The sequence below is a fragment of the Bacillus sp. AY2-1 genome (assembly GCF_008368965.1).
In the GTDB taxonomy this organism is placed as follows: domain Bacteria; phylum Bacillota; class Bacilli; order Bacillales; family Bacillaceae_G; genus Bacillus_A; species Bacillus_A thuringiensis_S.
This window is the reverse complement of sequence record NZ_QPEL01000028.1, coordinates 105,442-120,398: the sequence shown is the minus strand read 5'-3', so window position 1 is coordinate 120,398 and position 14,957 is coordinate 105,442. Positions and strand designations below refer to the sequence as shown.

The window sequence follows — 14,957 nt, the reverse complement described above, 5'->3', positions numbered from 1 at the left end:
AAGGGGAATAGTTTAGTGTTACTGAATAGTTCAGAATTACAGTAGTTCTATTATAGTATGTATTATAAAATTTATAAAACATTATAACTGTATAATTTTAATATCTACGTTTATCAATGTTTAAATATCAGCTAATCAAATCTATTCCTATTATATATGTAAATACAGTTGTTTTGCTACTGTAAATGAATAAATAAAATAAGCCAAGACATAAAATTCTTGGCTACACATAAATCTTGTTTTTAGGCTATTTTACAGTGACAGTAGCTTGCTGCTGAACGCGCTCAAATAACCAGTGTATATCATTGTTATACATACGAATACAACCAAGTGTTGTTGCTTTGCCGATTGCTTGATTATTGTTAGTTCCGTGAATTGCATAAGTTGTTCCGTAAGTTCCTGCCATATTTAATCCGAGCCAACGGTCACCAAGTGGATTACGTGGATCGCCGCCTTTAATTTTGCCTGTATAATAAGGGCGGTTTTTAATTTTATTTACGATTTGAAAAGTTCCTTTAGGTGTAGGTGTTGCTGCTTTTCCAGTAGCGACAGTAAAACTTTTTATAAATTTTCCATCCTGATAATAATCCATTTTATTTAACTGAGTGTTTACGATTAATTGATCTTTCGTTGTAGCGGCCTCTGCGCTAGCGAATGGAAGAGTTAAAAATCCTAATGATAATAGTGCGCTTAATAATAATTTTTTCATTGTTATTCTCCTTTTACTATCGTAATAGTCTTACATACAATGAAGTTGTAATCCTCGTAAAGCTTTATTTACATTTTCATCTAATGTTTCAAAGAATGCAGTGATTTTGCTGTTGTGTTTGTTGTTTTTATCAATAAGTAATCTTTCATTTAATAAAAGCTCACCACGTAGTCCAAAACTTTGAACTTGAATATTTAGCTCATCTTCATTTTCAGAAATGATTGGTAAGAAATAATGAAAAGCTTTTGTTGGAATGATGTAGCTTTTGCCAATCATGCTTTCTTGATTTGAATTAATCCATTTTTTCGTGACAATTTTAATATTCTTTTTTGAAACGATAAAAGATAGTGTTGTAGATTTTGTTAAACTTACGTCAAATTCACTTGTTTCACACATGTGTAAATTAAAAACGGTTTCATTTTGATGAGATTCAACATTTGTATTAATAAAATCGTGCATTTTATATGCTTCCATTTCGTATTCACCCTTTTTTCAATTTCGAAAACGACTTATATTTATTCAAATTAATGCTTAGTCATATATTGGTTAAATTTTTCAACAAATTCCGATATAATCTTACAATACGTATATGAAGCTAATATGAAGTTAGGATGAGTTTGTGGTGGTTTTTTATTGAGAACAAAATTAGAGGGGTTTTTAAGTGTTAAAAAATGGATAAAATTTGCATGATATTAATGCGTCTTTTTGTTATTTTGACTTAAAAAATGATTTTTACTAATTAATAAAGAACAGAAATCATTAGTGTGACCCTTACAAAAATGTAATAAAAATGTAAGCTATTGTGATAGTTATTTCGACAATTTTTTTATACAATAATAGTAAGAAGTTGTACGTGATTGAAAGGAGAGATGACATGGAATGGATTCATGAATTATTTCAGCAATACGGGTACTATGTTGTACTTGTCGGCTTGCTGTTAGAATATATTGCACTTCCGTTTCCGGGAGAGCCCACATTAGCATATGCGGGATTTTTAGCGCAGAAGGGTGATTTAAGTTTACCGATTTTAATCATTCTATCCTTTATTGGGACAAGTGTAGGAATGACGATTCAATACTTTTTAGGAAATAAATTAGGTATGCCTTTCATTCAAAAGTATGGAAAATACGTATTTTTAACACAAAGAAAAATTGATTTAACGAGAATGTGGTTTGATAAGTATGGGTACTTCCTGATTTTTATTGGTTTCTTTATTCCTGGTGTACGTCATTTCACAGGATACTTTGCAGGAATTATTAATTTACCATTCCGTCGTTTTGCCATTACAATTTATTCAGGCGCTCTATTTTGGGTATCATTCTTCTTAATCGGTGGTTACTGGTTAGGTGGAAACTTACATGATATCTTTGGAGCGTTAGAAGGTCATATCGGTAAAATCATTTTTGGAGTGATTGTGATTGTAGCGGTTACGTTAAGTATTCGTTTCCGTAAGCAGTTAAAACGAGTATTACTACAAAACGCAAGCTAATATGAAATCCATTCTATGTCAGAATTTAGGAGAGCAGTGCAAAAGCACTGCCTTTTTTATTTTATCCCGCTATTTGCCGGGCGGTAAGACCCCCACCTCAAAATTCAGCGGAAGCAAAGAAGTTAGGTGGGGGCCCTGTTGCCCGTAAAAGCCCGATTGGTGAGGGTTGATTAAAATTTTACTTTATATTCCAATCTATTTTTAACTTTCCTTTTAGCTGATTTCCACTAACTATAATGTAATAAGTTCCTGTCTTAATTGCCGCGAAATGATATGTATTAGGGCCAGCTGGAGCTAAGTAATTTTCTTCCTCTTGAAATTCACTAGCCATTTTTACGTCTCCCATGTAGCCATTCGAATTTTCAGCTCGTGATTCAATGGTGAATTCTAATATGTCACCTCGTTTTAGTTCAATTGGGACTTTATGTTCACCACTAAAATGTTGAAAAGATGCTTCGAAAGAGTTATCTGTTTTTGTTTCGACCCATTGTTCTTTTGATGTTCCAAACCTTTCTAAATCTACTAAGTTGATTGTAATAAATATAATAAACATAATGCTTGGTACGAAATATTGTACCCACTTAAATTTTGTTGCTATGACTGTAAATAAAAAGAAAGAAAGAGAACATACTGCTCCAATTGATCCGAGTAACAAGAACTGTATTAGACTAGCTTCTTTAAATATTAGGAAGGGAAGAAAAAATAAATAGCCGCAAAAAATATAAAGTAATATTGTCTTCATTCTTGTATGTGTTTTTAATTTCAATTTATCGATGCAAATAGAACAAAAAATTGCATATGCAGCAAGAATAGGAACGAAGGGAACAAATAGTAGTTCTCGTAATCCAGCTAAGAAACTATATAATGTTTGTTGACTAGTTGTTAAGAGAAGCGTGCTAATAAGTGATAATAACAAGAAAGTCGCTGTAAGCTTAGTAAGAATATAGGAAAAAGTAGATATTTTATTCATATGTCACTTCCTTTGTTTAATATTTCACATTCATTATATAGGTTATTTCCATCATAATACATATTTATTTTTGTCAATTATTAACGTCAAAATGACAATTATAATTGACAAAAATAAGGATATTATTTACAATTTTAATTAAATAAATGAAAAAGAGGGAAGACATGAAGCTTCAAAATCGAGTGAGGGAATTGCGAGCAAAGCATCGTTTATCACAAGGGGATTTAGGGAAAGCGATTGGATCATCACGGCAAACGATTAGTTTAATTGAGCGCGGGGATTATGCACCATCTATTGTATTGTCGTTAAAAATCGCACAAATTTTCAATGTATCGGTGGAGGAAATATTCACGTTAGTGGAGGGGGAAGAGGATGATGAAGAGTAAACGAAAAAAACAATTTGATTCTGTGGGGAAAATAGCATTAAGTATGATGGGTGGCTTTTTAACGTCTTATATAGCTTTAAATTTACTCTCGGATGAACCGAGAAAATTATCATCCAATACATTTATAGGCATATGTACTATTTTTGGAATCTTAATGATGTACTACACTTGGAAGAATACGCGTATGTTAGCGGAGGCACGCGATGAAGAAGAGAGCGTACAAGGCAGAAAATTAGGCATTATAAGTATATATTTACGTGTAGGTGATATAGTGACGCAGGCATGGTTTGTATATGCAGTTATTACATGTAGACGTGCACTGTTGCAGGATACTAATGTTTCATTTGCGGTGTGGAATTTAGTAGCTTCTATTGTTTGTTTAACTACTGTAGTGATTATCGGGCTCATAACAAAAAATCGTTATAATAAGCTATACCCTGAACAAGGTGTAACGTATATGGAATCTATGAAAATGTGGACGAAAAACGCAGATGAAGGATTAAAGCACATTGTGCATGAGGCTGGATATAAAGCGTATGAATTTACGAATACAATATTGGCATATGTATGGTGGGCTGCCGTTATATATACAGCTGCTAGTGATATCGATTTTGTGTTAATTGGTTTAATCTCATTTATTTGGATATTGCATCTCGGGAAGTTCATGTACGAAATGCAGAGAAAAATGATTTATTAAGGGGAGAAAAAGGTGGATATTTTAAGAAGGCCAGCTGGCTCAATGACAGTGGCGCTAATTCTGTCCATTTTATACGGAGTAATCCGAACTGGGAAATTAGAAGTAATTTTGAACCTATGGGCAATAGTTGGAATTTCATTGTTAGTGTTAGCCATTCATGAGCTAGGACATGTAGTATTTGGTGTAATAGGTGGTTTAACATTTAAATTTATGACAGTAGGACCCATTACTATTCAAAAAGAAAAGGGAAAATTACGCATTCGAGAAAATAAATTATGGGCGTACTTTGGAGGTGTTGCAACATTAGTACCACCTTCTATAGAGACACCGAATCTTTCGAAAAAGTGGGCGTGGCTCACTTTAGGTGGACCGATTACGAGTTTACTATTTGGTATTACTTCCGGTTACATATACATGGTGAGTTATTATCAATATCTTTTATATTTTTCCTTTTTCCATTTTGCAATCTTTGCGGTTACAATTGTGCCGATAAAAGGAATGCTTATGAGTGATGGGATGCAATTTCTTATTTTAATTAAAGATGATGAAAGAGCTAGAAATCACTTATATGAGATTCAAATATCGAGTGAGTTATTTAGTTATAAAAGACCGAAAGATTGGGATGAAAGATTAGTAGAACTTAGTGAGGAGAAAATAAAAGAGAATAAAGGGATAAGGGAGATAATGAGTAGACTTATGCTCGTCTTTTTTGCTCGTGCAGATCAAGAGGGAATGGAAAGAGCGATACCGTATATAGAACGAATTGTTCAATTACCTGTAACGAAAGAAAATAAGTTTTTCGTTAGTAGTTTTCATAGTTGGTACCTTTTATATAAAGCCCTTTATCAGATGGATAGTCTTTCTTTGCAAGAAGCAAAGGAACATGCAAAGGCTATTACAAAAATGGACCTAAGTGGATATTACCGTACACAAGGGATTATTAAATATGTAGAGGGCAATATGGAAGCGTCCCGTACTTATATGAAGAAAGCCGATCAAGAATTAAAGAGCGCCGAGAAGAGTGAGATGGGATATTTACAATTAGAAAGAGAATGGTTTAAGCAGCTGAAAGAGAGGGTATCTTACGATGGGTGAGGTATCCTCTTTTTTATATGTCATCTTATGCCGTTCCATAAACAGCCTAGGGCGAGTAAAATGAGATAAGAAGAGCAAAGCTTGGAGGAAGTAAATATGGAAATTTTATCAATTATTTTGATAGTCTTGCTCATTTATGTTGTTTTTAAAGTAGCATATGTAGCATTAAAGATACTCGCGATCCTATTGATTATCTTTTTAATCGTAGAGTTCGGCAGTAAGTTGCTTGGGGGATAGGGTATGTTGTACGTTTTGGATGTCTAAGGTTGTCGTTAAATCGATATCTTGTGCCGAATCGTTGATATAATGAAAAAATCGTTGATATAAGTGGAGAAACGATCGATATATTTGAAAAATCGTTGATATATTTAAGTGAATACGAAGTGGGGTATGTGGAAAAGAAGTTGCCGTTGGGTAGCTTCTTTTTATTGTAGTGCCGGTGTATGCAAACCAACATAAAAAAGCTGGAAGAATTCCTTCCAGCTTAAGAGTTACTTTCAATTTGGCGACCGCTATCTTCTTCATTGTCTTGTAATAGGTTGAATACGTCTGCTAAGCAGAATGCAATGAACCAAGTCCATAGACCGTGGAAGAAAGCTGAGCTTAATTGAAGTGGTAATGTATAGTTTGTCATTGAGTAGGAAATACATCCACCAACGATTCCAATCATTGTTAATAACATTGTTTTCTGAGCATTTTCTTCTGGATTGAAGAGGAAGTAAATGTATCCGCCTAAAATTGAAGCGCTTACAAGTGTTTCGATTCCATTAAAAATGATATTCTCTCCAAGCTGTGTGTTTGTCCAGAAACAAATCGTACCGCCGATAATAGCAAACAGGACAGCTATTGTATATCGTATATATTGATTCATATGTTCATCTCCCTATGTAATAAGATGATTTGGAAGTCAAAAAGGTAGGTATAGTATATTGAAGTGAGTTTTAATTGTACGTATCTTTTTATAAAAAGATCATTGAAGAGTAACTAAGATGATCGGTTGTTTAAACCGTTACGTGTATGGTGTCTGAAATATACCCGACTGCTCGTTTCTTTTTGCTTGTAAAATAAGAGAAACTTCCAAGTCTATATACTCTTTTTTTGTGAGTCTGCTTTCATTATAACACATTTAGGGACATAATAATAGAATTATCTGATTTTGTAATAAGTGTAAAAAATAAAAAGCGTAAGGAAATACCATTAACAATGCAGTTTAGTGGAAGAAGGATTTTAATTTATTATGATGAAATATGTAATCAAGGTGAGATCTAAGAAGGAGGCTTAAATACAATAAAAAATGTTTTGTAGCATGAATGTAAGGGAGGGGAGCTAACTTGGAGATCACAACAGAAAGATTAATAATTAGACCTTTTAAGAGTACTGATTTACAGGATGTATTTGCTATTTATAATAATGATGATACATGTAAGTTCCTATTACATAATAAGTGGACTCATGAAGACATGCAGAAAAGATTTAATAAGAAGCTAGCAAACAATGCACTTACTGAAGAATCAATATTAAGTTTGGCAGTTATATACAAGACTAAAGTAGTTGGTGATTTATCCGTATGGTACACAAATATGAAGGATACTGTTGAGATTGGTTATAGTTTTTCAAATGAAGTAGTTGGAAGAGGTTTGGCAACAGAAGCAGTAAGTAGTTTGGTATTTAAATTATTTAATGAATGTAATGTACATCGTATACAAGCTAATCTTGATGCACGTAATACAGCTTCAAAAAAATTGTGTGAACGAATAGGTATGAGAAAGGAAGCCCATTTCATACAAGATTTTTGGAATAAAAATGAATGGACAGATAGTTTTGTATATGGAATGCTATCCTCCGATTTGTAGTAATAAACTTCGTGATTTTATTATGCTAAAGGGTGCGTTAGTTGAATAACAAAGGGCATAACATAGTATATATGACTAATATGTTATGCCCTTTAATGTATTAACCTTTTTTATATACGTTTGAAACGGCCGACAATTTCAACTGTTTCAGTAATGTTCATAAATGCTTTGTTATCCACTTGACGGATAATACGTTTCATTTCGCCTAACTCATAGCGAGTCACGACAGTGTAAATCATTTTTTTCTTATGGTTTGTATAGCCGCCGACAGCGTCTACCATTGTCACCCCGCGTATGCCGTGATGTAGTAGTGCGCTTTTTATTTCCTCGCCTTTTTCTGTAATAGTCATTATCGTTAATTTAATATGTTTCGTATGCACAGCATCGATAACTTTGCTGACTACAAATCGACTAATTAACGTATAAAGTGTAATATCCCATCCGAAAATAAAACCTGCTGCGACAAGTAAGATTAAGTTGAATACAAATATGATTGCTCCAATTGAAACATCTCGATATTTTGCTACAATCAATCCAACAACATCAAAACCACCTGTTGAAGAAGCAAATCGGAATATAATTCCTGAAGCTGCTCCGCAGATAACACCACCGAATACAGAAGAAAGTAAAATATCGTCTGAAACTTGGTGTACCGGGATAATATTCATCGCTAAAGATGACACAGCTACAAAGTACGCTGTTAAAAAGGTTGTCTTCTTGCCTAAGTAAAAGTGACTTAAAATAAGAAGAGGAATGTTTAGTAAAAAGATAAGTGCACCGATATTGTAGTGCATTAAATAACCGATAATCATCCCTACACCAGCGAATCCACCGCTAATCATATTATGCGGGATAAAAAACATATTCATAGAAATTGCATACAAAATAGAAGCTATAAAAATAACAACCAACTGTATCATAAATTCTAAATGAAATGTTTTAGCTGCTGGGAAGGATAAAAAGGCGGTGTCGGGAACGTAATCGGCGTCTCCTAGTTGACCCATAGTATGTTTCATCTCCATATTCATTTTTGATTACAAGAAGAGAATAAAGGTTTTTTCAAAAACTGGCAATAGTTTTATTATAATGCAAAAATTTTATAAATTTCTAATAAATCAAGCCTATTCATTGATGTGCGTGAATATACTAAAGAAAGCGAATACAACGTTTCTTAATTATTGTTTTCTTGAGAAAATATGCAAAATACTTTTTTTGAAAATAAAAGGAAATAGAGAATGTTTGCCTAATGTGCTAAAATGACCTTATTAAGGATGTGAAGCGATGGAATTTTTATTGCAGGATGCAATTTTATATATATCGTTTGTAACGACGGCACTTTGTTTATTAGAAGTTTTCTTCCTTGCTAATGTTTCTCGCTTTGTGCGTCAACAAGCATCAAGCGGTAGACAAAGAGCTTTTGCGTTAGTTGATACATGTGAAGATAGTGCGGGAAATGTACCGCTATTTTCTATTTTTTATAAATATGGAATGATTCGTTCTGTACGTAGACAAGAATCAAGTGAAGAGAATGATGAGGTCGGTCCGTATACACCAATGTTTCGCTAAATAATTACGAAACATTGGAGGAATGAACATGTTAAAATCATACCGAGCTGTGCTCGTTAGTTTATCATTATTACTTGTTTTTGTTTTATCTGGCTGCAGTAATGCAGCCCCAATTGATGCACATAGTACTGGGATTTGGGATCATTATTTCGTATATCCAATCTCGTTTATGATTCAATTTGTTGCTCATCATATACCTGGAGCTAGCTTTGGGATTGCAATCATTATTATGACGCTCGTTATTCGTTCAGCGATGATTCCATTAGCTGTTTCACAATATCGTAGCCAAGCGAAAATGAAGAAAATGCAACCTGAATTGCAGAAGCTAAAGAAAAAGTACGGTGATGTAGGCAAAGATCTTGAAAAACAAAAGCAGTATCAAAAAGAAATGTCAGAGCTAATGAAATCAGGCGGTTGGAATCCACTTGCTGGTTGCTGGCCAATTTTTATACAAATGCCGATTTTCTCTGCTTTGTATTATGCGATTAGCAGAACGGAAGAGATTCGCACATCTTCTTTTTTATGGGTGAACTTAGGACATGCAGATCCATATCATATATTACCGATTATTGCAGCGTTAACGACATTTATTCAGATGAAAGTTTTCCAATCTAATATTACACCTGGAGAACAAGTACAGATGCTAAAGATACAGCAAATTATGATGCCGGCAATGATTCTATTTATGGGGTTTGCGGCGCCATCAGGACTTGTATTGTACTGGATAACAGGTAACTTATTTACAATGACACAAACAATCGTATTAAGAAAAATAATGGAACGTGAAGAGTTACAATTACAAAAAGCATAGAGAAACACCGCTCATTATGAGCGGTGTTTTTTATTCGAAACGTTAAGGGAATTTTAAGAAACCAACATTACTATTGGCATTGTATACGAAAGTGTACATGCTTTAGAAATATGAAGGAGGAAATTTCCTATGAAGAAGAAAACAGTTGGGTATTTAGCGATTGCAGGTGCTTTATCATTCGGAATCATTGGAGGAGTCGGTATTCCGGCATTCGCGGCAACGAATACTCCAGCAGCTGAACAGTCTACAAAAACGGCGAAAAAGGATTTGGATGACGCTACAAAACAAAAAGTAAAAACAATTATGGACGATACAAAGAAACAGTTAGAGAAACTAGGTGTAAAGCTTCCGGAGAAAGAGAAGCGTAAAGACATGTTTGCAGGATTAGATGATCAGGCGAAAGCAAAAGCGAAGTCGATTTTAGAGCAAAAGAAATCTGGAAAATTAACGCATGAGCAAGCAAAAGAGGAATTAACAAAGTTAGGCGTGAAAATGCCGGAGAAAGGTAAGCATGGAGACATGTTTGCTAACTTAGATGAACAGGCGAAAGAGAAAGCGAAGTCGATTTTAGAGCAAAAGAAATCTGGAAAATTAACGCATGAGCAAGCAAAAGAAGAATTAACAAAATTAGGTGTGAAACTTCCAGAAAAAGAGAAGCGTGAAGACATCTTTGCGGGATTAGATGAAGCAACAAAAACAAAAGCAAAAGCGATTTTAGACAATGAAAAGAAACAATTAGAGGAATTAAATGTGGATCTTCCGCATCACAAGTTTTTTATGAAAAAAGAAGATAAATAATTGATTTATGTATCTTTCGTGGGGCAACCGGAAGGTACATGCGAGGACCGATTTCTACTTATAGAAATCGGTCTCTTTTAATGATTCAATAAGATTCTTTTCATTGTTAGTATGTATCCGAAGACGCAGTAGAAGATTGCAAAACCGATAAACACTTCCGTATATTGATATTTACCCAATACGTAGAAGGAAACAGCTGGTATAATAGCTACCGCTAAAATGCTATAACCAGGATACTTGTTTCGATACATGATAGCGAATAGAACAGAGAGAAACGTAGCGATGATACAAAAGACAGCAATCATTATTGGTACACCTCCTAAATGAATTATACCATTTTTAGGGAATTAGAGAAGTTTTGTATCTTCTGTTATAATATAAGAAGAGAAATATTTCCTATGTTATATAAAAAAATATATTGATTTTTTCTAACAATTCAATATAATGAACAATAACTACAAAATTCGACATCAAGAAGTGATGATGAGGACACGATTAATTTTTTACGATTCCCAGAGAGGGAAGCCTTTGGCTGTGAGCTTCCTAATACGGAAAAATAGATTACCACCTCTGAACTGCAGCAGTGAACGAACATCTAGTAATTGCTTGCCGGCAAAAACCGTTATTTAGACTTGAGAAATTGGTGAAGTGTGTTACTTTGCGAATTGAAACAAGGGTGGAACCACGAATACAACACTCGTCCCTTTTTTAGGGAGGAGTGTTTTTTTATTTCATTTTTGCATCACACTAGAATTGGAAGGAGGATACGCAGCATGCATCATGATGAGAAGAACAAAATTGGTTTAACAGTAGCACTTTCTATCGTAGTAGGAACGATTATCGGGTCTGGTGTATTTATGAAACCAGGAAGCGTATTAGATTACTCAGGGAGTTCTAATATGGCCATTCTTGCTTGGGTAATTGGTGGTCTGTTGACGTTAGCGAGTGGTTTAACAGTAGCCGAAATTGGAGCGCAAATCCCGAAAAATGGTGGGTTGTATACGTATTTAGAGGAGATTTACGGAAGTTTTTGGGGATATTTATCAGGCTGGATGCAAACAATTGTTTATGGACCAGCTATTATCGGAACATTAGGTTTATACTTTAGTTCTTTAATGATTAATTTTTTCTATTTAGATAAAGTGTGGAATTTACCAATCGCAATCGGAACAGTTGTGTTCCTTGGCTTTGTAAATAGTATGGGAACAAAATACGGAGGTATCGTTCAAACAATCACGACAATTGGGAAAATGATTCCGATTGTATTAATTGTCGTGTTAGGTTTTTGGAAAGGAAACAGTGATATTTTTAACGTAGTAGTGCCGATATCAGAAAATCAAAGTATCGGTATGGCAATTTTAGCAACGTTATTTGCTTATGACGGCTGGATTTTACTTGCTTCGATTGGTGGAGAAATGAAGAATCCAACAAAGTTATTACCGAAAGCAATGACAGTTGGGATTTTAATTGTAACAGCTGCATACGTATTAATTAACTTGGCGTTATTAAATGTATTACCAGCAGCGAAAATTGTAGACCTTGGAGAAAATGCAACAGCGACAGCTGCGGGCATGTTACTTGGAGAATATGGTGGGAAAATTATTAGTATCGGTATTATCGTTTCTATTTTCGGTTGTTTAAATGGAAAGATTTTAACATTCCCACGTATTCCAATGTCTATGGCGGAACGTGGACAACTTCCATTTTCTAAGTTTATTGCAAAGGAAAGTCCAAGATTTAAAACACCAGCAAATGCGATTACTGTTGAAATCATTTTAGGGATTATTTTAATGATTATTAGTGATCCGAATAAGCTATCTGAGATTTCCGTATTTATTATTTATATTTTCTATGTAATGACGTTTATTGGTGTCTTCATTTTAAGGAAACGTAATAAGAATAAAGAGCGTGCATATAGTGTACCGTTATTCCCAATCGTACCAATCGTTGCGATTTTAGGTTCGTTCTTTGTAATCGGTAGTGCGATTATTAATGATCCGGTAAGTTGTTTCTTATCAATTGGAATTGTCTTTACGGGACTTCCGGTGTATTGGTACTTGAATAAGAAGAAAGAAACAGAATGATGGAAGGGTAGGCGTATAATACGCCTACCTTTTTTACTGTAAAAAAATTGTACTTGCGTCAACTTTCTATTTTGGTTACTATAGTCGTAGTAACCAAAATAGAAAGCGTGGGGAAAGACTTGAATTTTCGTGTTTATATTTTAGCTATCGCGGCTTTCGTAGTCGGAACGGTTGAGCTAATTATAGGAGGAACGCTCGATTTAGTTGCCAATGATTTAGGAGTATCTATTAGCGCAGCTGGTCAGCTTATAACAATATTTTCGGTAGTATTTGCTTTGTCAGGTCCAGTTTTATTAGCTTTGACAGGGAAATTTGAAAGAAAAACATTGTATGTTGGAGCATTATCGATTTTCTTAATCGGAAATATTATTTCGGCATTTAGTGTGAATTACGGAATGCTAATGTTCTCAAGGGTTATTTGTGCGGCGAGTGGTTCATTAATTATTGCACTATCGGTAACACTTGCTTCTAGTGTAGTAGAACCGCATTTTCGTGCGCGTGCAATTGGAATCATTTTTATGGGAATTAGTGGATCACTTGTACTTGGAGTACCGCTCGGTCTTGTACTCGGAAATGCATACGGATGGCGTGCGCCATTTGTATTGATTTCAGTATTAACAGTTATGGCAATTGCTTGTATTTCATTGTTCTTAACGAAAGTACCACCGACATCGGTATTATCAATAAAAGAACAACTTGCTACTTTAAAAGATAAAAAAATTGTAAGTGCACAGTTAACATCATTTTTGTTTTTAACGGGGCATTTAACATTGTATGCATATTTAACACCGTTTTTAAAAGATGTTATGCATGTTGAAGCAAATTGGATTAGTGTGTTTTACTTCATTTTCGGAATCGCAGCAGTAATCGGCGGTGGATTCGGTGGATGGCTTGCTGATAAATGGGGATCGAAGAAAAGTATTATCTCGATTATTATCGTATTTGCATGTGCAATCTTCATGTTGCCATTAATGACATTCTCATTCCCACTCTTCATCATTATGATGGGACTTTGGAGTATGCTGAGCTGGGCGATTTCACCAGCACAGCAAAATTATTTAATTGACATTGCACCGGAATCAGCTGGTATCCAGCAAGGTTTAAATAACTCTGCGCTTCATTTAGGAATTGCACTCGGTTCAACAGTAGGCGGAGTTGTTATTGAAAAATCATCTGTTATATATAACGCTTGGGTAGGCGGTGGCTTTATTATATTAGCACTGCTTTGCGCGATTTTCTCGATTACGAGAGGACGCTCTACTCAGTTTGCGAAAGAAGAATCTATCGTTTGATAGGTTCTTTTTTTATTTGTAAAAAATTGCAGGTTTTAGTAGAGAAATGGAGAAAGGGTGTATAGCGAGGTGAGGTATATGTATACGAATTTTTCAATTATTGGTCTTCTAATTTCAATGCTCCCTTTGTTTCTTATTATTCTTGCACTTAGATGGGTTCGTTTCATCTATAAAAATTCAGAGAAACAGGTAGAGCAAAATGAGAAAATCATTGAGCTGTTGATGGAGATAAAGGAACAAAACGAAAAGGAGTCTAAGTGAAAAACTAGACTCCTGTTTATTATTTAATTAGTATCTTAACTTCATCAACAAACTCTTAATTTCCTCATCTTCCATAAAGAGATCATGGTGTTTTTGAGTAATCTTTGCAAGTGCAACGTCGTGATAGAAAAATTCTGTAAAGAACTTTACGAAAGGTTGTGACATTGTTTTCATCGCTTGCCATGACTCTTGTTCTAAGCCAGCAAATAAAATTTCACGATCGTCAACGATGAGTAGCAAGTAGCGCTCTAATGCATTAGGCTCTTCAGCTGGGATTAGAAAATGCATGTTTTCTAAGTCTGTTTCTACTTCTCCAACAATAAGGGATTCAATTTGAACACCTTGTTTTGCTTTTTGTTCTAGTAAAGGAAGATATTCTAAAAGAGTATCATTCCAAGCTGAAATATGGATTGATTCTTTTGCACTTTCAATGAGTTCTTTACTTTGAACTCGAATAGAAGATTGCATCTTTAAGCTCCAAACACGGTCATCTGTAAATGATTTTTTTGATATATTTGTTTCCAGTTCCTTAATATTTGATTGAAATTCTGTCGTTAATTTTTCAATTGCTAGCTTTAGTGGTAATGCTGTATACAATTTTTTCTTTTCTGAAACAGAATCCATTACCATTCCTTTATCGATTAGGCGTGCTAGTACTTCATATATTTTTGCTTTTGGAACACCTGAATGCTTCACAATTGTTGTAGCATCTAATGGTTCATTGCTTGATACGACAACTTCATAAGCTTGGCTTTCATATTGTGAGAAACCGAATTTTTGTAACATAGTTCCCTCCGAACGAATGAGATTATATTTTAAGGATAATGAACTATTTGTTTTTGCACAAGTGGTAGTCCGTTTTCTAATTGTATTAAGGTGAGAATTAATTTCAATTTTTTAATTTTATCTATTATACTTAATATAATGATTAATAATATTTCAATTT

The 14,957-nt window shown here is 34.3% G+C and carries 19 protein-coding genes and 1 other annotated feature; of the genes, 12 read left to right on the top strand and 7 right to left on the bottom strand.

Features of this window, described 5'->3' with window-relative positions; genetic code table 11:
• Window positions 1-247: 247 nt before the first annotated feature.
• Both DN403_RS08040 and DN403_RS08035 read right to left on the bottom strand, forming a co-directional pair.
• On the bottom strand, window positions 248-709 hold the full coding sequence (locus DN403_RS08040; RefSeq protein ID WP_000735061.1) for a L,D-transpeptidase: 462 nt from the start codon (window positions 707-709) through the stop codon (window positions 248-250).
• Window positions 710-739: 30 nt separating this feature from the next.
• The gene (locus DN403_RS08035) at window positions 740-1,183 is read right to left on the bottom strand and encodes a DUF3978 domain-containing protein (protein ID WP_000388763.1); all 444 of its coding nucleotides are present in this window, start codon (window positions 1,181-1,183) and stop codon (window positions 740-742) included.
• A gap of 400 nt (window positions 1,184-1,583) precedes the next feature.
• Between DN403_RS08035 and DN403_RS08030 the strand changes: the two genes are divergently transcribed.
• Window positions 1,584-2,198 carry a DedA family protein gene (locus DN403_RS08030; RefSeq protein WP_000454763.1) on the top strand — a complete coding sequence of 205 codons (615 nt, stop codon included), beginning with the start codon at window positions 1,584-1,586 and terminating at the stop codon, window positions 2,196-2,198.
• 178 nt (window positions 2,199-2,376) lie between these two features.
• Here the strand turns inward: DN403_RS08030 and DN403_RS08025 are convergent, their stop codons facing one another.
• A complete protein-coding gene (locus DN403_RS08025) occupies window positions 2,377-3,168 on the bottom strand; it encodes a hypothetical protein (RefSeq protein WP_001033906.1) in 792 nt (263 codons plus the stop codon).
• Window positions 3,169-3,332: 164 nt separating this feature from the next.
• Between DN403_RS08025 and DN403_RS08020 the strand changes: the two genes are divergently transcribed.
• The 4 genes from DN403_RS08020 (at window position 3,333) to DN403_RS08005 (ending at window position 5,583) form a co-directional block, all read left to right on the top strand.
• Complete coding sequence (locus DN403_RS08020; RefSeq protein ID WP_000776170.1) at window positions 3,333-3,554, top strand: helix-turn-helix transcriptional regulator; 222 nt, start codon at window positions 3,333-3,335, stop codon at window positions 3,552-3,554.
• Window positions 3,544-4,251, top strand: a complete 708-nt coding sequence (locus DN403_RS08015; protein WP_000837717.1) for a DUF3169 family protein — start codon at window positions 3,544-3,546, stop codon at window positions 4,249-4,251. The genes DN403_RS08020 and DN403_RS08015 overlap by 11 nt, the downstream gene beginning before the upstream one ends.
• A gap of 42 nt (window positions 4,252-4,293) precedes the next feature.
• A complete protein-coding gene (locus DN403_RS08010; protein WP_002083694.1) occupies window positions 4,294-5,346 on the top strand; it encodes a zinc metalloprotease in 1,053 nt (350 codons plus the stop codon).
• A gap of 96 nt (window positions 5,347-5,442) precedes the next feature.
• Entirely contained in the window at window positions 5,443-5,583 is a 141-nt protein-coding gene (locus tag DN403_RS08005; RefSeq protein ID WP_000404758.1) for a DUF3985 family protein, read from the top strand.
• Between the two features lie 247 nt (window positions 5,584-5,830).
• On the opposite strand, the gene DN403_RS07990 is transcribed toward DN403_RS08005, so the two are convergent.
• The gene (locus DN403_RS07990) at window positions 5,831-6,217 is read right to left on the bottom strand and encodes a DUF3938 domain-containing protein (protein WP_001077773.1); all 387 of its coding nucleotides are present in this window, start codon (window positions 6,215-6,217) and stop codon (window positions 5,831-5,833) included.
• 460 nt (window positions 6,218-6,677) lie between these two features.
• On the opposite strand from DN403_RS07990, the gene DN403_RS07985 reads away from it, so the two are divergent.
• Complete coding sequence (locus DN403_RS07985) at window positions 6,678-7,199, top strand: GNAT family N-acetyltransferase (protein ID WP_000406909.1); 522 nt, start codon at window positions 6,678-6,680, stop codon at window positions 7,197-7,199.
• A 110-nt stretch (window positions 7,200-7,309) separates the two neighbouring features.
• Here the strand turns inward: DN403_RS07985 and DN403_RS07980 are convergent, their stop codons facing one another.
• Window positions 7,310-8,203 carry a YitT family protein gene (locus DN403_RS07980; protein WP_000530044.1) on the bottom strand — a complete coding sequence of 298 codons (894 nt, stop codon included), beginning with the start codon at window positions 8,201-8,203 and terminating at the stop codon, window positions 7,310-7,312.
• 277 nt (window positions 8,204-8,480) lie between these two features.
• On the opposite strand from DN403_RS07980, the gene DN403_RS07975 reads away from it, so the two are divergent.
• The 3 genes from DN403_RS07975 to DN403_RS07965 all read left to right on the top strand — a co-directional run bounded on the left by DN403_RS07975 (window position 8,481) and on the right by DN403_RS07965 (window position 10,374).
• Window positions 8,481-8,765 (top strand): hypothetical protein, encoded by a 285-nt coding sequence (locus DN403_RS07975; protein ID WP_000394930.1) that lies wholly within the window; start codon window positions 8,481-8,483, stop codon window positions 8,763-8,765.
• Window positions 8,766-8,793: 28 nt separating this feature from the next.
• Window positions 8,794-9,576, top strand: coding sequence for a membrane protein insertase YidC (gene yidC / locus DN403_RS07970; protein WP_000920528.1), 783 nt, complete (start codon window positions 8,794-8,796; stop codon window positions 9,574-9,576).
• Between the two features lie 129 nt (window positions 9,577-9,705).
• Entirely contained in the window at window positions 9,706-10,374 is a 669-nt protein-coding gene (locus tag DN403_RS07965) for a hypothetical protein (protein ID WP_000730844.1), read from the top strand.
• Between the two features lie 77 nt (window positions 10,375-10,451).
• Here DN403_RS07965 and DN403_RS07960 read toward each other — a convergent pair whose 3' ends face one another.
• Window positions 10,452-10,679: a hypothetical protein gene (locus DN403_RS07960; protein WP_000562245.1), complete on the bottom strand. Its 228-nt coding sequence runs from the start codon at window positions 10,677-10,679 to the stop codon at window positions 10,452-10,454.
• Between the two features lie 166 nt (window positions 10,680-10,845).
• Window positions 10,846-11,082, top strand: a binding site (T-box leader).
• A 65-nt stretch (window positions 11,083-11,147) separates the two neighbouring features.
• Between DN403_RS07960 and DN403_RS07955 the strand changes: the two genes are divergently transcribed.
• From DN403_RS07955 to DN403_RS07945, 3 genes are all read left to right on the top strand, one after another.
• Entirely contained in the window at window positions 11,148-12,458 is a 1,311-nt protein-coding gene (locus tag DN403_RS07955; protein WP_000546308.1) for an APC family permease, read from the top strand.
• A 107-nt stretch (window positions 12,459-12,565) separates the two neighbouring features.
• Window positions 12,566-13,750 (top strand): MFS transporter, encoded by a 1,185-nt coding sequence (locus DN403_RS07950; RefSeq protein WP_003280661.1) that lies wholly within the window; start codon window positions 12,566-12,568, stop codon window positions 13,748-13,750.
• A gap of 78 nt (window positions 13,751-13,828) precedes the next feature.
• The gene (locus DN403_RS07945; RefSeq protein WP_000288473.1) at window positions 13,829-14,011 is read left to right on the top strand and encodes a hypothetical protein; all 183 of its coding nucleotides are present in this window, start codon (window positions 13,829-13,831) and stop codon (window positions 14,009-14,011) included.
• Window positions 14,012-14,038: 27 nt separating this feature from the next.
• On the opposite strand, the gene DN403_RS07940 is transcribed toward DN403_RS07945, so the two are convergent.
• Window positions 14,039-14,797, bottom strand: coding sequence for a TrmB family transcriptional regulator (locus DN403_RS07940; protein ID WP_149185386.1), 759 nt, complete (start codon window positions 14,795-14,797; stop codon window positions 14,039-14,041).
• Between the last annotated feature and the right edge of the window lie 160 nt (window positions 14,798-14,957).